At 66.9% G+C, this 21,396-nt stretch carries 20 protein-coding genes; 14 read left to right on the forward strand and 6 right to left on the reverse strand.

Features of this window, described 5'->3' with window-relative positions; translation table 11 throughout:
• Nucleotides 1-101 precede the first annotated feature (101 nt).
• The 11 genes from QQL87_RS10875 to QQL87_RS10925 all read left to right on the forward strand — a co-directional run bounded on the left by QQL87_RS10875 (nucleotide 102) and on the right by QQL87_RS10925 (nucleotide 12,547).
• Nucleotides 102-926, forward strand: coding sequence for a GntR family transcriptional regulator (locus QQL87_RS10875; protein ID WP_284417533.1), 825 nt, complete (start codon nucleotides 102-104; stop codon nucleotides 924-926).
• Complete coding sequence (locus tag QQL87_RS10880) at nucleotides 923-2,146, forward strand: ABC transporter substrate-binding protein (protein ID WP_284417534.1); 1,224 nt, start codon at nucleotides 923-925, stop codon at nucleotides 2,144-2,146. The genes QQL87_RS10875 and QQL87_RS10880 overlap by 4 nt, the downstream gene beginning before the upstream one ends.
• A gap of 252 nt (nucleotides 2,147-2,398) precedes the next feature.
• Nucleotides 2,399-3,271, forward strand: a complete 873-nt coding sequence (locus tag QQL87_RS10885; protein ID WP_284417535.1) for a branched-chain amino acid ABC transporter permease — start codon at nucleotides 2,399-2,401, stop codon at nucleotides 3,269-3,271.
• The gene (locus QQL87_RS10890) at nucleotides 3,268-4,239 is read left to right on the forward strand and encodes a branched-chain amino acid ABC transporter permease (RefSeq protein WP_284417536.1); all 972 of its coding nucleotides are present in this window, start codon (nucleotides 3,268-3,270) and stop codon (nucleotides 4,237-4,239) included. Before QQL87_RS10885 ends, QQL87_RS10890 begins: the two co-directional genes overlap by 4 nt.
• Nucleotides 4,239-4,982: an ABC transporter ATP-binding protein gene (locus QQL87_RS10895; RefSeq protein WP_284417537.1), complete on the forward strand. Its 744-nt coding sequence runs from the start codon at nucleotides 4,239-4,241 to the stop codon at nucleotides 4,980-4,982. Before QQL87_RS10890 ends, QQL87_RS10895 begins: the two co-directional genes overlap by 1 nt.
• Nucleotides 4,975-5,676 carry an ABC transporter ATP-binding protein gene (locus QQL87_RS10900; protein ID WP_284417538.1) on the forward strand — a complete coding sequence of 234 codons (702 nt, stop codon included), beginning with the start codon at nucleotides 4,975-4,977 and terminating at the stop codon, nucleotides 5,674-5,676. Before QQL87_RS10895 ends, QQL87_RS10900 begins: the two co-directional genes overlap by 8 nt.
• Nucleotides 5,677-5,719: 43 nt before the next feature.
• Nucleotides 5,720-6,598: an isocitrate lyase/PEP mutase family protein gene (locus QQL87_RS10905; RefSeq protein WP_284417540.1), complete on the forward strand. Its 879-nt coding sequence runs from the start codon at nucleotides 5,720-5,722 to the stop codon at nucleotides 6,596-6,598.
• A complete protein-coding gene (locus QQL87_RS10910) occupies nucleotides 6,595-8,328 on the forward strand; it encodes a hydantoinase B/oxoprolinase family protein (RefSeq protein WP_284417541.1) in 1,734 nt (577 codons plus the stop codon). Before QQL87_RS10905 ends, QQL87_RS10910 begins: the two co-directional genes overlap by 4 nt.
• The gene (locus tag QQL87_RS10915) at nucleotides 8,325-10,385 is read left to right on the forward strand and encodes a hydantoinase/oxoprolinase family protein (RefSeq protein ID WP_284417542.1); all 2,061 of its coding nucleotides are present in this window, start codon (nucleotides 8,325-8,327) and stop codon (nucleotides 10,383-10,385) included. Before QQL87_RS10910 ends, QQL87_RS10915 begins: the two co-directional genes overlap by 4 nt.
• Nucleotides 10,382-10,996 carry a cysteine hydrolase family protein gene (locus QQL87_RS10920; RefSeq protein WP_284417543.1) on the forward strand — a complete coding sequence of 205 codons (615 nt, stop codon included), beginning with the start codon at nucleotides 10,382-10,384 and terminating at the stop codon, nucleotides 10,994-10,996. Before QQL87_RS10915 ends, QQL87_RS10920 begins: the two co-directional genes overlap by 4 nt.
• 171 nt (nucleotides 10,997-11,167) lie before the next feature.
• Nucleotides 11,168-12,547 carry an FAD-dependent oxidoreductase gene (locus QQL87_RS10925; RefSeq protein ID WP_284417544.1) on the forward strand — a complete coding sequence of 460 codons (1,380 nt, stop codon included), beginning with the start codon at nucleotides 11,168-11,170 and terminating at the stop codon, nucleotides 12,545-12,547.
• A 113-nt stretch (nucleotides 12,548-12,660) separates the two neighbouring features.
• Here QQL87_RS10925 and QQL87_RS10930 read toward each other — a convergent pair whose 3' ends face one another.
• Genes QQL87_RS10930 through QQL87_RS10950 form a run of 5 tightly spaced genes read right to left on the reverse strand, consistent with a single transcriptional unit; the run spans nucleotide 12,661 to nucleotide 16,627 of the window.
• On the reverse strand, nucleotides 12,661-13,428 hold the full coding sequence (locus QQL87_RS10930; protein WP_284417545.1) for an ABC transporter permease: 768 nt from the start codon (nucleotides 13,426-13,428) through the stop codon (nucleotides 12,661-12,663).
• A complete protein-coding gene (locus QQL87_RS10935; protein WP_284417546.1) occupies nucleotides 13,425-14,192 on the reverse strand; it encodes an ABC transporter permease in 768 nt (255 codons plus the stop codon). Before QQL87_RS10935 ends, QQL87_RS10930 begins: the two co-directional genes overlap by 4 nt.
• Nucleotides 14,189-14,992: an ABC transporter ATP-binding protein gene (locus QQL87_RS10940; protein WP_284417547.1), complete on the reverse strand. Its 804-nt coding sequence runs from the start codon at nucleotides 14,990-14,992 to the stop codon at nucleotides 14,189-14,191. Before QQL87_RS10940 ends, QQL87_RS10935 begins: the two co-directional genes overlap by 4 nt.
• A gap of 1 nt (nucleotide 14,993) precedes the next feature.
• Nucleotides 14,994-15,689 carry a GntR family transcriptional regulator gene (locus QQL87_RS10945; RefSeq protein WP_284417548.1) on the reverse strand — a complete coding sequence of 232 codons (696 nt, stop codon included), beginning with the start codon at nucleotides 15,687-15,689 and terminating at the stop codon, nucleotides 14,994-14,996.
• Nucleotides 15,689-16,627, reverse strand: a complete 939-nt coding sequence (locus QQL87_RS10950; protein WP_284417549.1) for an ABC transporter substrate-binding protein — start codon at nucleotides 16,625-16,627, stop codon at nucleotides 15,689-15,691. Before QQL87_RS10950 ends, QQL87_RS10945 begins: the two co-directional genes overlap by 1 nt.
• A 99-nt stretch (nucleotides 16,628-16,726) precedes the next feature.
• Here QQL87_RS10950 and QQL87_RS10955 point away from each other — a divergent pair, with 99 nt between their 5' ends.
• On the forward strand, nucleotides 16,727-17,716 hold the full coding sequence (locus tag QQL87_RS10955) for a fumarylacetoacetate hydrolase family protein (RefSeq protein ID WP_284417550.1): 990 nt from the start codon (nucleotides 16,727-16,729) through the stop codon (nucleotides 17,714-17,716).
• Between the two features lie 49 nt (nucleotides 17,717-17,765).
• Nucleotides 17,766-18,542, forward strand: coding sequence for a cyclase family protein (locus QQL87_RS10960; protein WP_284417551.1), 777 nt, complete (start codon nucleotides 17,766-17,768; stop codon nucleotides 18,540-18,542).
• 268 nt (nucleotides 18,543-18,810) lie between these two features.
• Here QQL87_RS10960 and QQL87_RS10965 read toward each other — a convergent pair whose 3' ends face one another.
• Nucleotides 18,811-19,425 (reverse strand): SOUL family heme-binding protein, encoded by a 615-nt coding sequence (locus QQL87_RS10965; RefSeq protein WP_284417552.1) that lies wholly within the window; start codon nucleotides 19,423-19,425, stop codon nucleotides 18,811-18,813.
• A gap of 1,129 nt (nucleotides 19,426-20,554) precedes the next feature.
• Between QQL87_RS10965 and QQL87_RS10970 the strand changes: the two genes are divergently transcribed.
• Nucleotides 20,555-21,352 carry a fumarylacetoacetate hydrolase family protein gene (locus tag QQL87_RS10970; protein ID WP_284417553.1) on the forward strand — a complete coding sequence of 266 codons (798 nt, stop codon included), beginning with the start codon at nucleotides 20,555-20,557 and terminating at the stop codon, nucleotides 21,350-21,352.
• Nucleotides 21,353-21,396 lie beyond the last annotated feature (44 nt).

Below are 21,396 nucleotides of genomic sequence, written 5' to 3' on the forward strand. Positions count from 1 at the left end.
CGATCTGGCGGCGCCGGAGCCCGTTGACCGCAGCTGTCATATTTTCTATACACCTACTGTATTGAAAGCAAGATAGCTCGAAATTCACGGGGCCACCCGCCTTGCGAACCGCGTCCGAGCCACTGAAGGCACGACGGATCTACCTGCTGCTGAAGGACAAGATCGCGTCCGGCGAGCTTGCGTCCGGCGAGCGGCTGCCCGGCGAGTTCGCGCTGGCCGAAGAGCACAACGTCTCCCGCGTCACCATCCGCCAGGCGCTCGACCTGCTCGCATCCGAGGATCTTATTCAGAAGAAGAGCGGGCTTGGCACCTTCGTGCATCGCCCGGCTTCGAAGGTGCGCACGGTGCTGGCCGATGTCGCCAATGTGTTCGCGCATCTGATCGAGATGGGGCGGACGACCGACGTTCGTCTGCTGTCGTTCGACTACGTCAATCCGCCGGACCAGATCCGCGAGGCGCTGCAGCTCGCGTCCGATGAGCGCTCGCAGCGCTCGATACGCGTCCGCCTCGTCGATGGCGTGCCGTTCTCCTATCTCATCGCCCATGTGCCTGAGCACATCGGCCGCAGCTATTCGCGCGAGGATCTCGCGCGTATGCCGCTGCTGGAACTGATCGAGCGCTCGGGGCGCACCAGCGCTTCGGCGCGCCAGGAGATCAGCGCGGTGCTGTCGGGTCCTGATGTGGCGGAAGCGCTCGACGTCGATGTCGGGATGCCGCTCGTGGCACTGCGCCGCACGGTCTACGGCAAGGACGGGCAGCCGATGGAGCATTTGCAGGCGCTCTACCGGCCCGACCGCTACACATTGCAGATGAACCTCGAACGGACGGGCGACGAAGGGCACCGGCACTGGAGCCCGACCGCCGAGGTGTACCGCAGGGAGCGCCCGCGCCGGCGGCCGCCAGTCAGGAAAGTGGGGAAGTCATGACGCGTCATCAGAAGTCACTGTCACGCCGCACCGTGCTCAAGAGCAGTGTCGCACTCACCTCGATGCTGGCGGCGCCCGGCCTTCTCCGCGCGGAGCCGGCGCCGGTGAAGGTCGGCCTGCTGCAGCCGATCTCCGGCGCCTTCGCGCTCGATGGTGATCTCGCCAAGATCGGCGCCGAGTTCGCGATCAAGGAGATCAACGACGCCGGCGGCATCAAGGCGCTCGGCGGCGCCAAGCTCGAGCTCGTGATCGGCGACAGCCGCTCCAATGCCGAAGCCGGCGCGCAGGCGACCGAGGAGCTGCAGTCGGCCGGCGTCGCCGCCGTGCTCGGCGGCTTTGCCTCGGGCATCACGCTGACCGCGACCCAGACCGCGGCGCGCTATGATCTGCCGTTCGTGGTCGACTGCGCCGTGGCCGACACCATCACCGATCGCGGGCTGAAGAACACCTTCCGCTTCAATCCGAATTTCAGCATGGCGACCGCGGTCGCGCTGAAGAACCTCGTCAAGCTCAACGACGACGCAGGCAAGCCGATCAAGACGGTGGCGATCGTGCACGAGGATGGCCTGTTCGGCTCGGGCCTCGCCAAGATCATGCAGGAGAAGCTGCCGCCGCTCGGCTTCCAGATCGTCGAGACCATCGCCCATCCGACGCCGGCGCGCGACATGACCAACGTCGTGCTGCGGCTGCGTGCGCTCAATCCCGACCTGATCGTGCCGTCGCACTATTTCAACGAGTTCGTGCTGATGGCCCGCACCCTGCAGCAGCAACGCGTGCGGCCGAAGGGCATCTACGCCGTGTTCGGCGGCGCCGCCTCGAGCTACCGCTTCGTCAACGAATTCCCCGAGGCCGCCCAGGGCGTGATGGACTGCAACCATTGGGGCGATCCCAAGAGCCCGATCACGGCCAAGCTGCGCGAGACGGTCACCGCCGCGGGCAAGTTCTACGCCTACAACACGCCGATCAACTACTCGCTGGTGAAGGTATTTGCCCAGGCCGTCGAGAAGGCCGGCAGCGCCGATCGCGCCAAGATCATCGAAGCCCTGGCAGCGAACGAATTCGACAGCGGCATCATGCCCTACGGCAAGACCAAGTTCGACGCCAAGGGCCAGAATTCGAGCGCGCTGCCCTTGAACACGCAGGTGCAGGGCAAGGACATCAAGGTGATCTACCCGGCCGAGTATGCCGACGCCAAGCCGGTGTTCCCGATCAACGGGTAATCGGTCCAGGCGCGTAAGCCTCATCACCGGTGAAAGCTGGCGTGCCTGCTACGGTGGATGCGGCCATCCTTCGAGACGCCCGGCTTCGCCGGGCTCCTCAGGATGAGGACTGAGTATGTGGCCTCGTCTGCAAACCCTCATGGTGAGGAGCGCCGCTCTGCGGCGCGTCTCGAACCATGAGGCCCCGAAGTGCCGGAGTTGGTCCGGCCACTCCGAGGAAGCGTTGGGCTTTCTCGACGACCAGAGGATATGATGTACTCGCCCCAGATCGTCGTGGAGGCGCTGTTGAACGGGCTGATGCTGGGTGCGATCTATGCACTGATCGCGCTCGGCCTCACCCTCATCTATGGCGTGCTGCATATCGTGAATTTCGCCCACGGCGCGCTGCTGACGGTGGCGATGTTCATGGTGTGGCTCGCCTGCGCGCGCTATGGGCTCGATCCGTATCTGGCGATCCTGTTTGTCGCGCCGGCGATGTTCGCGCTCGGCTATGGCCTGCAGCGCTTCATCATCGGCCCGGCCAGCCACGGCAAGGACAACGGCATCCTGCTGGTCACCCTGGGTCTGTCGATCATCATCGAGAACGCGCTGCTCGCCGCGTTCCAGTCGGACACGCGCACGATCACCAGCGACTATTCATTCAAGGTCGTCGAGCTCGGACCGCTGCTGCTGTCGTTCCCGCGCGTCGTCGGCTTCGGCGTCACCATCGCCACCACGATCCTGCTCTGGCTGGTGCTGCACCAGACCGACATCGGCAAGGCGATCCGCGCGGTGGCGAAAGAGAAGCTCGGCGCCAGCCTCGTCGGCATCAGCGTGCCGCATGTCTACGCCATGACCTTTGCCATCGGCTGCGCCTGTCTCGCGGTCGCGGCCGGCCTCCTGATGCCGTCCTTCTACGTCAGCCCGAAGACCGGCGCGGCCTTCGTGCTGGTCGCCTTCACCATCGTCGTGCTCGGCGGCATGGGCTCGATCCCCGGCGCGCTGATCGGTGGCCTGCTGATCGGCGTCGTCGAAGCCGCATCCAGTCTCTTTCTCGGCGACAGCCTCGGCCAGATCGGCATCTTCCTGATCTTCATCGTCACCCTGCTGGTGCGCCCGACCGGCCTGTTCGGAGCGCGCGCATGACCAGGCCGCGTCTCTCCACTCTGGCGATCATCGTCGCCGCGCTCGCCGTGGTCCCGTTGGCCGGCCTCTCGGGCAGCCTGCTCAATCTGATGATCTTCATGATGATCATCGCGTTGGCGGCGCAGGGCTGGAACATCCTCGGCGGCTATGCCGGGCTGTCGTCGTTCGGCCACGCTGCGTTCTTCGGCGCCGGCGCCTATGCGATGGTGGTGCTGCAGACCCGCTTCGGCGTCAATGCGTGGATCGCGCTCGTGATCGGCATCGCGCTCGGCGCGCTGGTCGGCGCTTTCATCGGCTTTCTCAGCTTCCGCTCCGGTCTCAAGGGCTCTTACTTCGCGCTGATCACGCTCGCTTTCGCCGAGGTCGCACGCATCCTCGCCAACAGCACGAATTTCACCGGCGGCGCGGCCGGCATCCTGCTGAAGCTGCAGACCGGCCTGCCATATCTGCAATTCGCCGACCGCCGCTACTTCCTGCTGATCGCGCTCGGCTTCGTCGCGATCGGCCTGCTGGTGAGCTGGTGGCTGGAGCATTCGCGCTTCGGCGCCTATCTGGTGGCGCTGCGCGAGAACGAGCAGGCGGCACAGGCCCTGGGCGTCGACGTGTTCGCGGTCAAGATGAAAGCCATCGCAATTTCCGGCGCGCTGACGGCGGCTGCGGGCTGCCTCTACGCGCAGAACTATCTGTTCATCGACGCCAATGTCGCGTTTGGCTCCTGGATCTCGATCGAGGCGCTGTTCGCGGCCATCGTCGGCGGCTCTGGCACCGTGATCGGCCCGCTGCTCGGCGCGATCGTGCTGCTTGGCCTGGGCGAGCTCACCAAGATGGTGTCGGGGGGCATTCCCGGCATGGACCTGCTGGTGTTCGGCGTCATCCTCGTGCTGTCGGTCGCCTATTCGCCGAACGGCCTGGTGATGCTGATGAAGAGTCTCGGGCTGCGGGCGCCGGCCAAGGCGAGGGAGGCGTGATGCTCGAGGTCAACACGCTCACCAAGCGCTTCTCCGGCCTCGTTGCGGTCGATCAGGCCTCGCTCTCGGTCGCGAAGGGATCGATCACCGGACTGATCGGGCCGAACGGCGCCGGCAAGACGACGTTGTTCGCGATGGTCGCGGGCTTCCTGCAGCCCGATGGCGGCTCTGTCAGCTACGACGGTCGCGACATCACGCAGCTCGCCCCGCATGTTCGGGCGCGCGCGGGCATCGCGCGCACCTTCCAGATCGTGCAGCCGTTCGAAGGCCTGAACGTGCAGGAGAACATCGCGGTCGGCGCCTATCTGCACACGCCTGACGCCAGGGAGGCGATGCAGCAGGCGGCGGATATCGCGCATCGTGTCGGCCTCGGCGCCGATCTGACCAAGGCGTCGTCCGATCTCACCGTGGCCGGCCGCAAGCGGCTGGAGGTGGCGCGCGCGCTGGCGACCAAGCCGCGCCTGCTGCTGCTCGACGAGGTGCTGGCCGGTCTCAATCCGTCGGAAATCCGCGACGTGCTGCCGCTGGTGCGCGCCATCCGCGACCAGGGCGTCACCATCCTGATGATCGAGCACATCATGCAGGCGGTGATGAATCTCTGCGACAAGGTCTATGTGCTGTCGCAGGGACGGATGATCGCGCAGGGTGAGCCGAAGGCGGTCTGCGAGGACCCGCAGGTGATCGAAGCCTATCTCGGCCATGGCGCCGCCGAGCGGCTGCGCGCGGAGCAGGCCCATGCTTGAGATCCGCGATCTCCGCGCCGGCTATGGCGGAACGGAAGTGCTGCGCGGCGTCAGCCTCGACGTGAACGCCGGCGAGGTCGTCGCCGTGCTCGGATCCAACGGCGTCGGCAAGACCACGTTGAACAAGGTGCTCTCCGGCGTGGTGCCGGCGACATCGGGCACGATCCGCTTCAATGGCGCGGCGCTGGAGCGCGCCGCAGCGCCAGAGATCGTCACCGCCGGCCTGATCCATGTGCCCGAGGGACGCAAGATTTTCCCGAACCTGTCGGTGCGCGAGAATCTCGAGCTCGGTGCCTATTGCCGGCCGCGGCGCGGCCGGGCCGAGAAGATCGAGCAGGTCTACGCGACCTTCCCGAAGCTGAAGCAGCGCGCGCGGCAATATGCCGGCACGCTCTCGGGCGGCGAGCAGCAGATGCTGGCGATCGGTCGCGGCCTGATGAGCGAGCCGAAGCTTCTGATCCTCGACGAGCCGTCGCTCGGCCTGTCGCCCTTGATGGTGGAGGAGATGTTCGCGCTGATCGCGCGGCTCGCAGCCTCTGGCCTCGCCATCATGCTGGTCGAGCAGAACGTGGTGCAGTCGCTCGAGCTCGCCGGCCGCGCCTACATCATGGAGAACGGCCTGATCACGCTCTCCGGACCAGCCCATGAGCTGAAATCGAATGCCGAACTGAAGCGGGCCTATCTCGGTCTCTAGAGATCGGCGCTTCAGTCCAATTGTGAGAAACAAGGAAACGACAATGAGCCTGAGATCCACTCTGGCATCAGCCGAGACGACGATCGCGCCCGGCGTGTACGATGCGCTGACCGCGAGCATCGCCGCCGAGGCCGGCTTCAAGGCGCTGTACCTGACGGGCGCCGGCATCGCCTATACCAGGCTCGGCCGTCCCGACATCGGGCTAGTGTCGATGATGGAGGTCGCCGACACCATCGCCGTCATCCGCGACCGCGTCGACCTGCCGCTGGTGGTCGATGCCGATACCGGCTTCGGCAACGCGCTCAACGTTCAGCGCACTGTCAGGCTGTTCGAGCGCATGGGCGCCTCCGCGATTCAGCTCGAGGACCAGACGACGCCGAAGCGCTGCGGCCATCTCACCGACAAGACGGTGATCGGCACAGGTGAGATGGTGGGCAAGATCAAGGCCGCGCTCGACGCGCGGAAGTCCGAGGAGACGCTGATCATCGCGCGCACCGATGCGCTGGCGATCGAGGGCATGGAAGCCGCGATCGCGCGCGCCGGGCGCTATGCAGAAGCGGGCGCCGACGTGCTGTTCGTCGAGGCGCCGAAGAGCAGCGAGCAGTTGTCGGCCATCGCCGCACGGCTGGCGTCCAAGCGGCCGCTGCTGGCGAACATGGTCGAGGGCGGCTCGACGCCGATCCATGCCGCGGCCGAACTCGGCGCGCTCGGCTTCAAGCTCGTGATCTTCCCCGGCGGCATCGTGCGTGCGCTCGCCTTCGCGGCGCGCGCCTACTATGCGTCGCTGGCCGAGGCCGGCTCGACCCGGCCGTTCGCCGACCGCATGCTCGATTTCACCGGGCTCAACGCGATGCTGGGCACCGCCGACATCCTGGCCCATGGCGCCCGTTACGCGACTGATGACGAGGAGGCGCGGGCATGACGACCCTGGATCCGATCACGCTCGCGGTGCTCAAGGGAAGGCTGGAGCAGATCGCCGACGAGATGGACGCGACGCTGTATCGCTCGGCGTTCAACCCGACCATCGCCGAAGCGCGCGACGCCTGCCATGGCATCTATCATGCGACCACCGGCGACACCCTGGTGCAGGGGCAGGGCGGCCTGCCGATCTTCGTCGGCGCGATGGCCTTTGCCGTGCGCGCCGTCATCGCCAAGGTCGAGAAGGATGGCGGCCTGGAGGAGGGCGACACCTTCATCTTCAACGACCCCTATGACGGCGGCACCCATCTCAACGACTTCCGCCTGGTGCGTCCAGTGTTCCGCAACGGCCACGTGTTCTGCTGGATCGCCTCGGTCGGCCACTGGCTCGACATCGGCGGCAACGTCGCCGGCGGCTACAATCCGAAGGCGGTCGAGAGTTTTCAGGAAGGCATGCGCATTCCACCCGTCAAGCTGATCGCCGCGGGGCGCATGAACCACGACATCCTCGGCATCCTCGAGGCCAATTCGCGCGTGCCGATGTCGAACTGGGGCGACCTCAACGGCCAGCTCAACGCGCTCGATCTCGGCGAGCGCCGCTTGCGCGCGCTGCTCGACGATTACGGCGATGCGACCGTGGCCGACGCGTTCGAGGCATTCTCCGATCGCGCCGAGACTTTGATGCGTGCCGCGATCGCCTCGCTGCCCGACGGCATTTATTCGTTCGAGGACGTGCTCGACAATGACGGCATCGTCGACGAGCCGCTGACGGTGGCGCTCGACGTCACCATTGCCGGCGACACGATGGCGCTCGACTTCACCCGATCGTCGGGCGCCTGCAAGGGCCCGATCAACATCTCGCGCTCGACCACGATCGCGGCCTGCTACGTCGCGCTCAAGCACGTCTTCACCGAGGTGCCCGCCAATGCCGGCTGTCTCCGGCCGATCAGCTTTGCGATCACCGACGGCTCGCTGCTCGCAGCCGGGCCGCCCAAGCCGGTCGCGGGCTACACCGAAACGATCCTGCGCCTGATTGGCGTCGTGCTCGGCGCGCTCGCCAAGGCGGATCCTGCGCGCGCCACCGCTGCCCCCTTCGGCACCATCAACGCGCTGTCGATCGCCGGCCATCGCAAGGACAACAGCCGCTTCGTGATGTTCTCGTTCTTCGGCGGCGGCCTCGGCGGCAATCCCGCGACCGACGGCCTCAACCACGCCAACAACCCGATCTCGACCGCGACCATCCCGCCTGTGGAAATCCTTGAGGCAGCCTATCCCGTGATGTTCACGCAATGGGCGCTGCGCCCGGATTCCGCCGGTGCCGGCACGCATCGCGGCGGCGTCGGCGCCATCTACGAGGTCGAGCTGCTGGCCGATGCCGATGTCGCGCTGCTCGGCGAGCGCGGCAAGGCGGCGCCGTTCGGCGTCGCCGGCGGCGGAAGCGCGGCGCTCAACCGCTTCACCTGGCAGACCGATTCTGGCGAGGCGAGCCCGCCGATGGTCTCCAAGATCACCGACCTGCATCTCAAGGCCGGCAAGCGCGTGCGTCTGGAAACGCCAGGGGGCGGTGGCTGGGGGCCGCCGGAGGCGCGGCCGGTTGCGGCCGTCGCCCATGACGTCGCGCTCGGCTTCGTCTCGCCAGGACAGGCGCGTGAGGTCTACAAGGTCGCAGTGGCAGCCGACGGCGCCGTCGATGAAGCCGCGACGCGCACGCTGCGCGCGGGAGGTGCGGCATGAGCAAGCTCGGCACCATCGTCGGCGTCGATGTCGGCGGCACCTTCACGGATCTCTTCTACTTCGACGAGGCCAAGCGGACCTTCCGCACCAACAAGGTGCCGTCGAACCGCGGCGACGAGGCGGTGGGCTTCCTCGAAGGCCTGCAAGGTTTTGGCGCGGTCTCGCACCTCAGCTCGATCGTGCATGGCACGACCGTCGGCACCAATGCGCTCCTGGAGCGCAAGGGCGCGCGCATCGGCCTGATCACCACGCGTGGCTTCCGCGACGTCCTGGAAATGCGCCGGCGCGACCGCCGCAACACCTGGGGCCTGTGGGGCGACTTCATACCCGTCGTCGAGCGCGACATGCGCGCCGAGGTCGACGAGCGCGTGCTGTCCGACGGCACGGTCCGCACCGCCATCGATGTCGCGCAGGTGACGGCTGTCGCGCGCGAGCTGCTCGCCAAGGGCGCGCAGGCGCTCGCGATCGTGTTCGTCAACGCCTTCGCCAATCCCGACAATGAGCGCCGTGCGCTCGAAGCCGTGCAGGCGATCTGGCCCAACGACAACGTGGCCTGCTCCAGCCAGATCCTGCCTGAGATCCGTGAGTTCGAGCGGACGTCGACGACCGCGCTCAACGCCTATCTGCAGCCGGTGGTCGGCTCGTATTTGCAGAAGCTGCAGAACGCGCTGGCGGGCGAAGCCTTCGACGGCCGCTTCCACATCGTGCAGTCCAATGGCGGCGTGATGTCGACCGACGCGGCGCGGCGATTCCCGATCCGCACCGCGCTGTCGGGTCCTGCGGCCGGCGTGATCGCTGCGGCGGAGATCGCCAAGGCGGCCGGCTTCCCCAACGTCATCACCGGCGATCTCGGCGGCACCTCGTTCGACGTGTCGCTGGTGGTCGATGGCGCGACGTCGCTGGCGGCGCAGACCACGATCGATTTCGGCCTCGTCGTGCGTACGCCGATGATCGAGATCACGACGATCGGCGCCGGCGGCGGCTCGATCGCTCATGTCGATGCCGGCGGCCTGCTGCAGGTCGGCCCCGAAAGTGCCGGCTCGCGTCCGGGGCCGGTGTGCTATGGCGGCGGCAATGAGCGGCCGACGCTGACCGATGCCAATGTCGTGCTCGGCCGCATCAATGCCGACAGGCCGATCGGCGGCAAGCTCAAGGCGCTCGACGTCGAGGCGGCGAAGCGCGCCATTGCCAGGCATGTCGGCGAGCCCTTGGGCCTTGGCACGATGGAAGCGGCGGAAGCGATCGTGCGCATCGCCGACAGCAAGATGGCGGGCGCGATCCGGCTGATGTCGATCGAGCGCGGCCATGATCCGGCGCGCTTCGCGGCGGTCCCGTTCGGCGGCGGCGGCGCGCTGCACGTCTCGGCGCTGATCAAGGATGTCGGCCTGAAGGCGGCGCTGGTGCCGCGCTATCCCGGCGTCACCTCGGCGCTCGGCTGCGTCATCGCCGACATCCGCCACGACCAGGTGCAGACGCTCAACATGTTCGTCGATGGCCTCGACATCGCCGCGCTGACGCGCTGGATGCAGTCCGAAGCCGAGCATGCGCAGGCCGTGGTGAAGGACGCGCGGCTCGCCGTCGAGCGCATCGACACGTTGTTCGAGCTCGACATGCACTATGTCGGCCAGACCCACACCATCCGCGCGACCTTGCCGGCCGAGATGCGCGACGGCGTTCTCGCGCTGACGGTCGAGGACGTGCGCAAGGCGTTCGAGACGGCCTATCAGAAGAGCTTCAGCCGCCTGCTGCCGGGTGTGCCGATCAAGATCGTCAACCTGCGGACAGCAGCGATCGGCGTGCGGCCGCGCTTCGATCTCTCTGCGCTCGCGCCCGACGGCAGCGCCGATCTCGCCAAGGCACGGCTCGGCAGCCGCGAGGTCTGGTTCGATGGCAGATGGTGGAGCACCGCGATCTATGCGCGGCTCGATCTGCCGGTCGGCAGCGACATCGCGGGGCCGGCGATCCTGGAACAGCCGGATGCGACGACGGTGATCGCGCCCGGCTTCAAGGCGCGGGTGGACCAGTTCGGCAACGTCATCGTGGAGCGCAGCGCATGAGCGATCACAGCATTCCGGCCGCGCAGAGCGCGCTGCTGATTGTCGACCTGCAGAACGATTTCCTCGATGCCCAGGGCGCCTATGGCCGGGCCGGACAGACGGCCGCCGACATCGCGGCGCTGCCGCCACGCATCAAGCCGTTCGCCGATCTGATGCGGAGCAAGGGCGGCTTCGTGATCTCGACGCAGTTCACCCTGGTGCCGGGCAAGGGTGGCGAGCCGCTGATCTCGCCGCACCTGAAGCAGCTGCGGCCGTTCCTGGCCAAGGGCGACTTCCTGCCCGGCGCCTGGGGCCATCAGCTCGTGGATCTGCTGCAGCCGGCCGATATCACGATCGAGAAGATCGCCTATTCGGCGTTCTACATGACGCGGCTCGAATGGGTGCTGCGCAAGTGCCGCATCGAAAAACTCTATGTCGCCGGCATCGTCACCAATGGCGGCGTCGCTTCCACCGTGCGTGATGCGCATATCCGCGATTTCGAGACGGTCGTGCTGGAAGACGGCTGCGCGGCGTTCACCGCCGAGACGCATGCCACCGCGATCGCCGCGTTGAAGCCGGTGTGCCGCGTGGCCTCGATCGCGGAGGCGATGACGGAGCTGGCGGCGTCATGAGCCAAGTCGTCGTCCGCTGCCACCTGCGGGGCCTCATGGTTCGAGACGCGCCCAAGGGGCGCTCCTCACCATGAGGGTTGAAAGTCTTGCCGCAAACAAGATCCTCGTCCTGAGGAGCTCGCCGCAGGCGAGCGTCTCGAAGGACGGTCGCAAGCGTGGTGAGGGGCGCACATGAGTGGCATCGAAATCATCGACCGCGCGCCTGAGGTCGGCGTCGACTGCCTGATCATCGGCGCGGGCGCGGCTGGGCTCGTCGCGGCGCTCTCGGCGGTCGAGAACGGCGAGAGCGTGCTGGTGCTGGAGCGCGATGGCGTGCCGCAGGGCTCGACGGCGCTGTCGGCCGGACTGATCCCGGCGGCTGGCACGCGCTGGCAGGCGGCGCTCGGCATCGACGACAGTCCGGCGCGCTTCGCCGCGGACATCATGCACAAGGCGCACGATGAGCCTGACCCGGCGCTGGTGCAGCTCGTCACCGCCACCATCGGCCCGACGCTCGAATGGCTGGCCGACCGGCATCAGCTGCCGTTCTCGCTGGTCGACAATTTCTCCTATCCCGGTCATTCGCGCTATCGCATGCACGGCCTGCCGAGCCGCGCTGGGCGCGAGCTGATCGACCGGCTGCGTACGGCGGCCGAGACCGCCGGCATCGACATCCTCTGCGACGCGCATGCAACGACGCTGCTGGTCGATCCCAGTCAGCGCGCCGCCGGCGTGCGTTTCATCCGGCCCGACGGTAGCAGCGATGAGGTCGGCTGCCGCCGCCTGATCCTCGGCTGCAGCGGCTATGGGGGCAATCCGGCGCTTGTCAGCCGACACATTCCGCAGATGGCGAGCGCGACCTATTTCGGCCATGTCGGCAATCAGGGCGATGCGCTGACCTGGGGCGAGCAGCTTGGCGCGGCGACGCGTCATCTCGGCGGCCATCAGGGCCACGGCTCGGTGGCGCATCCCGCCGGCATTCTCATCAGCTGGGCCACGATCACCGAGGGCGGCTTCCAGGTGAATGCGCGGGGTGAGCGCTTCTCCAACGAGGCGTCAGGCTATTCCGAGCAGGCGGCCAACGTGCTGGCGCAGCCGGACGGCATCGCCTGGACGATCTTCGATGCGCGCATTGCCGGCATCGCCGCGCAGTTCGAGGATTTTCGCAACGCCGTCTCCCATGGCGCGGTGCTCGAAGCGGACGATGTCGCGGGCCTTGCGGCAGCGATGCGCGTGCCGGCCGATGCGCTTGCGGCGACATGCGATGAGGTGCGCGAGGCCAAGGCGCAGCAGTGCGCCGATCGCTACGGCCGCAGCTTTGCCGGCGTGCCGCAACTGATGCCGCCCTATCGCGCGGTGAAAGTCACCGGCGCGCTGTTCCATACGCAAGGCGGCCTCGTCATCGACGACCGCGCCCGCGTCATGCGTAAGGATGGCACTGCTATCGACAATCTGTTCGCAGCCGGCGGCGCCGCCTGCGGCGTCTCCGGCGCCGATGCCTCGGGCTATCTTTCCGGCAACGGCCTGCTGACCGCCGTCGCGCTCGGCCGCGTCGCCGGCCTGGCACGCTGACTTCAGTTCGAAATCCACTCTATTTCGATTTGGCCGAGCCACCAGCCGCGACCTCCGTCCACCTCTCCCTTCGTGAGAGGTGAAGAGAGGCTTCGGCTCAACGATCAACGTCATCACCGCCGCGCGGCCTGCCACCGCAACAGCCGGCTCTCAGCGGCGCCCATCGCGAGCGCGGTGACGTAGCCGATCACGCCGAGCAGCATCACGCCGGCGAACAGGTCGGCGGAGCGGAACGAGCGCGCGGACAGCAGCACCCATTGGCCGAGGCCGTCGAGGCCGGCGAGCATCTCGCAGACCACCGCGAGGATCAGCGCGACCGTGAGGCTCAGCCGCATGCCGGCGAGAATGTCGGGGGCCGCCGAGGGTAGTGCGATCTTGAAGATGACCGCGAGCCGCGACATGTGCAGCACCCGCGCGACCTCATAGAGCCTGGGCTCGACCGCGGCGAAGCCGTGGACGGTCCCGAGCAGCATCGGCCACAGCGAGCCGAATGCGATCACGAACAGCGCCATGCCCTGGCTCAGGCCGAGCGCTGCGATCGCGACCGGAATGATCGCCGAGACCGGCAGCGGCCGCAGCAGCTCCAGGGTCGGCGCGACGTAGATGCGCATCGCCTTGGACGAGCCGATCATGGCGCCGAGCGCGACGCCGGCGATCGAGGCGAGCAGCCAGCCATAGGCCATGTGCGTCAGCGTCCCCATGAGCTTGGTCAGGAGATCGCCGCTCGTGAAGCCCCGCATCAGCGAGGCCCAGGCACGATCGGGGCCGGGCAGGAACACCGGCGATATCAGGCGCTGATTGGCCGCGAGCTGCCACAGCGCGATGATGCCGGCGGCGACGGCGAAGCTCGCGAGGCGCCAGCCGAGCACCGACCATCTCATGCCTGGTCTCCGATCGCTGCCGCGCGGCCGAACAGCGTCTTCTGTGCCGCCATCAGCGCAGCGTTGAGCGCAAAGCCGGTGACGCCGATCCACACCAGATAAGCGAGCATCAGGTCCGGCCGCAGCGCCTGCTGCGCGGTCATGATGCCAGCCCCCAAGCCGAGCGGATTGATCGCGATCTCCACGGTGACTGCGACAATCAGCGCGATGCCGGCCGCGAGCCGGAAGGCGAGGAAGATGCGGGGCAGGGCGGCGGGAATGACGATCTTCCTGACACGATCGAGTTGCGACAGCCGCAGCACGCGCGCCACCTCGATCAGCCGCGGCTCGATGCCGCCGACGGCGGCGCGCGTCATGATCAGCACCGGCCAGACGCAGGCGAAGCTGACGATTGCGATCTCCATGCGATAGCCGAAGCCGAGTGCGATCAGCGCGATCGGTAGCAGCGCCACCGAGGGGATCGGTCTGATCGCCTCGATCGTGACTTCCATCAGCCGGTCGAAGACATGCGACAGGCCAAGCGCGATGCCCAGCACCAGGCCGATGGCGCCGCCGAGCGCGAGCCCGGCAAACGCAGCGGCGAGCGTGTCGCGCGTCGCCGCAAGCAGCGAGCCGTCGGTCAGCGCGCCCGCCAGCGCGAGCGCGATCGCGCTCGGCGGCGCCAGCGAGTCGCTCTGCACGTCGGCGAGCCGCATCCAGATTTCGAAGATCAGCAGCGCCGCGAGCGGCAGCAGCGCGGGCTTGATGCGCTCCGGTAGGATCATTCGCTCGCCTTGATGAAGTCGAACAGCGCGCGACGCAGCCGCAGGAATTCCGGATGCTCGCGGGTCGCCAGCTGGTCGCGCGGCCGTGGCAGGTCGATCTTCAATTCCAGGCCGACGCGGCCGGGATGCGGCAACAGGCCGATCACGCGGTCGCCGAGATAGATCGCCTCTTCCAGATCATGCGTGACGAACACGACGGTGGCGCCGGTGGAGGCGACCAGCGCCAGCATCTCGTCCTGCAGCCCCTGGCGCGTCATCGCGTCCAGCGCGCCGAACGGCTCGTCCATCAGCAGCACCTTGGGATCCTGCGCGAGGCAGCGCGCGATCTGCAGCCGCTGCTGCATGCCGCCCGACATCTCCGTCGGATATTTGGCGGCATGGCCGGCGAGCCCGACCTTGGCCAGCAGCTCGGTGATGCGCGCCTCGCGCTGCGCGGAGGGCATACCGATCGTCTCCAACGCCAGCGATATGTTGCCGGCCGCCGTGCGCCACGGCAGCAGCGCCTTGCCATAGTCCTGGAACACCACGGCGATCTCGCGCCGGGGCGCGCGCATCGCCTCGCCCTCGAAACGCACGCTGCCGCCGGTCGGCTGATAGAGGCCGGCCGCAAGCCGCAGCGCCGTCGTCTTGCCGCAGCCGGAGGCGCCGACCACGCAGAGGATCTCGCCGGCGGCGACGTCGAGACTGATCGTGTTGATGATCGCCTTGCCGCCCAGCATCAGCGCGACATTGTCGAACGCAATCTGCGCGCGCGCAGGCGAGGGAGACGATTGCACCAGTGCGAGGGCAGGCTCCGCCATCTCAGGCTCCCTTCGATTGGGGATAAACGATGTTGACCGTCGAGCGCAGATGCGCCTCCAGCCGCGCTTGTGCCGCGGCCGCGTCGCGCGCGAGCACGAGATCGGCCAGCGCCTCGTGCTCCCGGATGAAGCCGCTGCCGTCGTCGAAGCTGCGCATCATGACGCGGCGATAGCGATAGGCCTGGTCGTAGAGATCGGAATGCGCCGCGAGCAGACGTTGCGATCCGCAGGCCGCGAGTAGCGAAGTGTGGAAGGCCTTGTGCAGCCGATCGAACTCCGGCGCACCTTCGCGGAACTCGCTCTGCATGCGCTGGATGTAGCGGCGCATCTGATGCAGCGCGGCGATGATGCCAGCCTCCCATCGATCGTCGCCGCCCTGCATCGCCAGCCGCAGCGCCTCCTTCTCCACCACCGTGCGCATCCGCGTGATGTCGATCAGATCGTCGCGGCTGACATCGGCGACGCGAAAGCCGCGCTGGCCGATGCCGACGATCAGGCCGCGCGACACCAGCCGCGACAGCCCCTCGCGCAGCGGCGTCGGCCCGATCTCATAGCGCTTGGCGAGCTCGACGATCCCGAGACGCGAGCCGGGAGCGAGAACCCCGGCGACGATGTCGCGCTCGATCAAGGCGGCAGCGCGCTCGCTGAGCGTGTCGCTCGTCGGCTCGGTCTGCGGGATCGGGTTCGTTGCCGTCATCAGTCGAGGATCAGCTTCTTGAGATCGAGCTTGCTCTGCAGCATCTTCTGCGCCGACATCACGTCGATCCACCATGCCAGCTGTTCGGGCTTCAGCACCGGCTCGGCGTAGTTCGGCGCCGTCAGCTTGACCAGCTCCAGCGGCTGCTTGGTGAATTTGGCGACCGCGGCCGAGGCCTTCTCGCGGTCGTTGTTGACGATCGGGGCGGCCTCGGCGATGGCGGCGCGGAATTTCTTCACCGTCTCCGGGTTCTTCTCGGCCCATTCGCGCGAGGCCGCATAGAAGATGATCGGCTCGGTGCGGGCGAGCTCGGCGGCGTAGCGCGCGCCGACCGTGCCGAGACTGGCATTGGTCATGCGCGTCAAGAACGGCTCGGCCGTCAGCACCGCATCGACGCCGCCCGACTTGATGGTGTCGGCCATGGTCGGAAACGTCACCTCGACGAAGTTGACGCTTCGGGGATCGACGCCCTTCTCGACCAGCCATTTCACGAACAGCACGTGCAGGAAGGCGCCGATGCCGGGCGCGCCGACCTTCTTGCCCTTGAAGTCCTGCGGCCCGGTGATGGTGATGCCGTTGCGCACGAAGGCCGCGACCGCCTCGTTCGAGGTCTTGTTCATGATCGAGGCGCCCGAGATCGCAACCAGATCGAGCCCGCCATCGGCCGCCTGCAGGAACACCGTCGAGGTCGGGCCGCCGATCTGGATCGAGTTCGACAGGATGGCGGCAGGGATGTTCGAGTTGATCCCGATCAACACCATCTCGGCATCGAGGCCGTGCTTCTTGAACAGGCCCTCGTCGACCGCGACCATCGCCGAGGCACAGTCTGTCGTCGCGGTGCAGCCGATCTGGATCTTGTCCGCCCGCGCGGGACTGACCGCCAGGGCGAGCGCCGTGAGCGCTGACCCGACCCAAGCACGCATGACCCGATGACGCATTGGTGACTCCTCCCCCGGAGGTCCATTGGCGGACCCCTCTTGTTTATCGATATTTTCTATGTTTGTATATTTTAACACAGAACACAAGGGGAGGCCGGCGTGAAACTTGCGACATTTCGAACCGAGGGCAGGGAGCGGATCGGCGTGGTCCACGCCGGCGATTCCAGGCTGTTCGACCTTGCCGCTGCGGCTGATCGCGCCGGGCAGGCGAACCCCGCCTTCGCTTCGATGCTGTCGCTGATCGACGCCGGCGAGGCCGCGCTCGATGCGGCGCGGGCGCTGGTCGAGCGCTATGGCAGTGACGAGAGCCTGTCGCGCGACGTCGCCGGCACGGAGCTGCTCGCGCCGGTGCCGGAGCCGCGGCAGATGCGCGACGGCATGTCGTTCCCGCTGCACATCCTGCAGGCGCCGCGCGGCCAGCGGAAGCTCGCGGCGCGCCAGCGTGGTGACATGGACGAACTCGCGCGCATCGATGCCGAGCCGCTCGGCGAGCTGCCGGAGGTCTATCGCAAGGTCCCGATCTTCTACATCACCAACCGCTTCAGCGTGCGCGGCCCCAACACGATCGTGAAGTGGCCGCGCTACAGCCAGGTGATGGACTACGAGCTGGAGTTCGGCATCATCACCAGGGGCAGTGCCAAGGACATCCCGGCCGCCAAGGCGCGCGACCACATCTTCGGTTTCACCATCTTCAACGATTTCTCCGCGCGCGACACCCAGCGCATCGAGATGGATGGCCGGCTCGGTCCCTCCAAGGGCAAGAGCTTTGATGGCGGAAACGTCATGGGTCCGTGGATCGTGACGCCGGACGAGATCGGCGATCCCTATCGCCTCAAGATGGAGGCGCGCGTCAATGGCGAGGTGCGTTCGCGCGGCGTCAGCGAGGGCATGCTGTTCTCGTTCGAGGAACTGATCGCCTATATCAGCAAGGACGAGACCCTGATGCCGGGCGAATTCATCGGCTCCGGCACGGTCGGCAATGGCTGCGGCCTGGAGCTCGGCTGGTATCTCGAGCATGGCGACGTCATCGAGCTCGAGGTCGAGAAGATCGGCGTGCTCAAGAACAAGGTCGAGCGGCAGGACGTCTGACCTCCCGACGATCACAAAAACGAACAATGACAACAAGAGAGGACCGCCCATGGCCCGCAAGCTGATCGACATCTCCGTGCCCTTGCAGAACGACGTGCCGGCCGACCCGCCGGGAACGCATCCGACCATCACCTATATCGACCATCAGCAGGGACTGCCGCGCATGCTGCAGTTCTTCGAGGGGCTGAAGGCCGAGGATCTGCCGGACGGGCAGGGCTGGGCCGTCGAGCAGGTCAATCTGTCGACCCACAACGGCACGCATCTCGATGCGCCCTGGCACTTCCATCCGACCATGAACCGCGGCGAGCGTGCCTGGACCATCGACGAGGTGCCGCTGGAATGGTGCCTGCAGCCGGGCGTGAAGCTCGACTTCCGCCATTTCCCAGATGGCTATGTCGTGACGGCAAAGGACGTCGACGAGGAGCTGAGGCGCATCGGCCACACGCTGTCGCCGCTGGAGATCGTCGTGGTCAATACCGCGGCCGGCGCCCGCTTTGGCCAGCCGGATTACGTCAACACGGGCTGCGGCATGGGCTACGAGGCCACTATGTATCTGCTCGAGCGCGGCGTGCGGCTGACCGGCACCGATGCCTGGAGCTGGGACGCGCCTTTTGTGTTTACGGCAAAGAAATACGCCGAGACCCATGATGCCAGCCTGATCTGGGAAGGCCACAAGGCCGGCCGCCACATCGGCTATTGCCACCTGGAGAAGCTGCACAATCTGGAGCAGCTGCCGCCGACCGGCTTCACCGTGTCGTGCTTCCCGGTAAAGATCGAGCGCGCCTCGGCCGGCTGGACACGCGCGGTGGCGATCATCGAAGGGTGAGGCGGGACTGAGTTCTGAGTGAGTGCGCCGCAAGGTACACCAGGTCGAGCGGCAATCACGGTGCACCTCGCCCCGCTTGCGGGGAGAGGTCGGATCGCATCGACAGATGCGATCCGGGTGAGGGGGACTCTCCGCAAGGTCGGTGGGCGTGGCTGCCCCTCACCCCAACCCTCTCCCCGTAAGAACGGGGAGAGGGAGCGCACCGATGTCAGGGTGAAAGCGGAGGCCTAACGCATCAGGCGCTGCATTGACGTCGCAACAGCCACTTCTAACAACCACACGCCAGCATCACCTCGTTCCGCCGCAGCATCGGCAATGTCCACGGCGGGTTGTAGAACGCGAGCAGCGGCGCTCCGGTGACGGTCAGTCCCTTGCGCTGCGCGTAGTCGCGCAGCTCGCGCGTCTTCTCGGCGAGGATGCCGTCTGAGTACGAGCCCGAAAAGGTGAGCGCGACCATGCGCTGGGCCGGCTGCGCGGTCAGCTTGATCCTGGTATCGGCCGGCGGCGGCAGGGTGTCGAGCGACCAGGTCGACGGCATGACGAAGCTGACGCTCCAGCGATCGCTTGCGACGCCATCGTCCGGTGCGGTGGCGGCACTGGCCTGCTGCTGCACCGGCGCGGTCATGGCGATCTTCGCCTTGGCCTGGTTGGCGCCGAAGATGTAGGCCCCGACGATGCGGAACCCTTCCTCGATGGCGGGCTTGCGCGCACCCTGAACCTCGGCCTGCGCAATGATCATCGGGGCATAGGCCCGAATCTCGAAGTCGCCGTCGCGTGAGATGACGTCGTATTTGGGCTGTTCGACCCGGCTCATGAGCGGCCCCGCGGCGATGGCGGCGCCGGCCAGCACGAGCACGACGATGCCGGTGAGCCAGAGCAGCATGCGGCGTCTCCTCGGGGGTGTCGTGTCGGTCATGGCGTTGCGCCGTCTGGTTGGAGTCAACGAGGGAACGAGGACGAAGGTCCTGCGGATCAGGCGGTGATTGTCTCGCCCTTGGCCATCCTTCGAGACGCCCGCCTGCGGCGGGCTCCTCAGGATGAGGTCCGAGGTTGTGCGGGCATGTCTGGCGGATTGTCGCTCCTCTACCTGAACACGCCTCTCGGCGTGTTCAGGTCCGGTGTGCAGTGCCTCGGCTTTTGCCCCTCATGGTGAGGAGCGCCGTACAACCGGTCAAGCCTCGCGAACAGTGGACATTGCGGCGCGTCTCGAACCATGAGGCCCCGATCTGTCCGCCTCCATCGTGCCGGAGAAAGCAGTGCAACGCGTTGCTGTGCAGCCGCCCGGTTGCCCGACGGGCGACTCAGCCTGGGTGCGGAGCGCGAACTGCGCTGCCGGCAGCGTTTGGAGGCGCTCTCAAGCTCCGGGTAGCGAGTGCGCCGAAAACGAAATTCCGCCGTCCGCTCAGGACGATCACTTCCGTCAGATCCCCGCGCAAATATTTTCGACTTTCTTTTTATCGGAAATCATGTTCTGCTCCCTGCATCCCGCCTCGTGCAGAGGGGCGTACGCGTCGTCACGATACGTAGGGGCGGGGAGCGGTGGCCGCAGGCTTGCCAGGTGCTTTTGCGCTGGACGATTGGCAGCTCGTGGACGGTCAAGCCGTGTGGTCCTGGCGCCCCGATGCTGGCGCCAAGCTTGCTGTCGACATGACGTGTGGGGCAGGTGACGGGGGCAAACAAGCCGGTCCCCGGGGAGAGCGCGGAGCAGCCGTGAAGACCATCGCGCGGGGAAGGCCGGGTCGTTCCGGCTGAACCTGTGGTTCCTGCCGCCTGCATTTTTTCCGCAGGCGGGCCACGGGTGCCAGTCGGCACTCGGTCTTCCCCGCGCCCTCGCGTCTCACGTGAGGGTCTCGATCATCGCTTCGGGCGTTTGTTGCGCCGCGAGAGCGATTGCGCCTGCGCGCATGGTGGCGCTGGCATACTGGATATGCTTATCAGTTGGAGCGCGCCGACATCAGCGCTCCCAGACAAACAAGCGGCCGGTCGCAACGGCTGTCCCAGGAGGAACAGAGATGACAGACACCTCGCGTCGCAACCTTCTCGTCGGTGCCGGCGGCCTTGCTGCCGCGGCTGCAATCATGGCGGAGAGCCGCCCCGCCGCGGCACAAGCGGGCCCGCAGCCGATCTTCGCCGTGCCGGCCACGACCATTCCGATCGTCGGCGAGCCGAGCGTATTCCCGGTCCGCCGGATCTACTGCATCGGCCGCAACTATGCGGCGCATGCGATCGAGCGCGGCTCCGATCCGACCCGCGAGCCGCCGTTCTTTTTCCAGAAGGCGACCGATGCGATCCAGAACGTCGCCGTCGGCGAGGTCGCCGATCATCCCTATCCGTCGCTGACCAAGAACTATCACCACGAGGTCGAGCTGGTCGCCGCGCTGAAGTCCGGCGGCACCAACATCCCGGTCGAGTCTGCGCTCGACCACGTCTACGGCTACGCGCTCGGCCTCGACATGACCCGGCGCGACCTGCAGAACGGCATGGCCGCCGAGAAGAAGCCGTGGGAGATCGGCAAGAGCTTTGACCATGCCGCCGTCATCGGCCCGATCCACCCGGTGGCGAAGGTCGGCCACTTCACCAAGGGCGCGATCTCGCTCGCGGTGAACGGCACGGTCCGGCAGAACTCCGATCTCACCAAGATGATCTGGAGCGTCGCCGAGCAGATCGCGAAATTGTCGGAAGCGTTCGAGCTGAAGGCCGGCGACATCATCTATTCCGGCACGCCGGAGAATGTCGGCCCGGTCGTCAAGGGCGACGTGCTGCTGTGCAAGCTGGAGGGCCTGCCGGACATGTCGATCAGGATTGCATGATGTGCGTCGATTGGACGAAATGGGACATGGCAGCACTTACGTCT

Origin of the sequence: Bradyrhizobium sp. SSBR45G (assembly GCF_030159255.1) — a bacterium.
Taxonomy (GTDB): Bacteria; Pseudomonadota; Alphaproteobacteria; order Rhizobiales; family Xanthobacteraceae; genus Bradyrhizobium.

What these genes read in the sequence shown, in the direction of transcription:
- QQL87_RS10880 (WP_284417534.1), top strand. Translation starts at nt 923, where the DNA reads ATGACGCGTCATCAGAAGTCACTGTCACGCCGCACCGTGCTCAAGAGC.
- QQL87_RS10885 (WP_284417535.1), top strand. Translation starts at nt 2,399, where the DNA reads ATGTACTCGCCCCAGATCGTCGTGGAGGCGCTGTTGAACGGGCTGATG.
- QQL87_RS10890 (WP_284417536.1), top strand. Translation starts at nt 3,268, where the DNA reads ATGACCAGGCCGCGTCTCTCCACTCTGGCGATCATCGTCGCCGCGCTC.
- QQL87_RS10895 (WP_284417537.1), top strand. Translation starts at nt 4,239, where the DNA reads ATGCTCGAGGTCAACACGCTCACCAAGCGCTTCTCCGGCCTCGTTGCG.
- QQL87_RS10900 (WP_284417538.1), top strand. Translation starts at nt 4,975, where the DNA reads ATGCTTGAGATCCGCGATCTCCGCGCCGGCTATGGCGGAACGGAAGTG.
- QQL87_RS10905 (WP_284417540.1), top strand. Translation starts at nt 5,720, where the DNA reads ATGAGCCTGAGATCCACTCTGGCATCAGCCGAGACGACGATCGCGCCC.
- QQL87_RS10910 (WP_284417541.1), top strand. Translation starts at nt 6,595, where the DNA reads ATGACGACCCTGGATCCGATCACGCTCGCGGTGCTCAAGGGAAGGCTG.
- QQL87_RS10915 (WP_284417542.1), top strand. Translation starts at nt 8,325, where the DNA reads ATGAGCAAGCTCGGCACCATCGTCGGCGTCGATGTCGGCGGCACCTTC.
- QQL87_RS10920 (WP_284417543.1), top strand. Translation starts at nt 10,382, where the DNA reads ATGAGCGATCACAGCATTCCGGCCGCGCAGAGCGCGCTGCTGATTGTC.
- QQL87_RS10925 (WP_284417544.1), top strand. Translation starts at nt 11,168, where the DNA reads ATGAGTGGCATCGAAATCATCGACCGCGCGCCTGAGGTCGGCGTCGAC.
- QQL87_RS10930 (WP_284417545.1), bottom strand. Translation starts at nt 13,428, where the DNA reads ATGAGATGGTCGGTGCTCGGCTGGCGCCTCGCGAGCTTCGCCGTCGCC.
- QQL87_RS10935 (WP_284417546.1), bottom strand. Translation starts at nt 14,192, where the DNA reads ATGATCCTACCGGAGCGCATCAAGCCCGCGCTGCTGCCGCTCGCGGCG.
- QQL87_RS10940 (WP_284417547.1), bottom strand. Translation starts at nt 14,992, where the DNA reads ATGGCGGAGCCTGCCCTCGCACTGGTGCAATCGTCTCCCTCGCCTGCG.
- QQL87_RS10945 (WP_284417548.1), bottom strand. Translation starts at nt 15,689, where the DNA reads ATGACGGCAACGAACCCGATCCCGCAGACCGAGCCGACGAGCGACACG.
- QQL87_RS10950 (WP_284417549.1), bottom strand. Translation starts at nt 16,627, where the DNA reads ATGCGTCATCGGGTCATGCGTGCTTGGGTCGGGTCAGCGCTCACGGCG.
- QQL87_RS10960 (WP_284417551.1), top strand. Translation starts at nt 17,766, where the DNA reads ATGGCCCGCAAGCTGATCGACATCTCCGTGCCCTTGCAGAACGACGTG.
- QQL87_RS10965 (WP_284417552.1), bottom strand. Translation starts at nt 19,425, where the DNA reads ATGCTGCTCTGGCTCACCGGCATCGTCGTGCTCGTGCTGGCCGGCGCC.
- QQL87_RS10970 (WP_284417553.1), top strand. Translation starts at nt 20,555, where the DNA reads ATGACAGACACCTCGCGTCGCAACCTTCTCGTCGGTGCCGGCGGCCTT.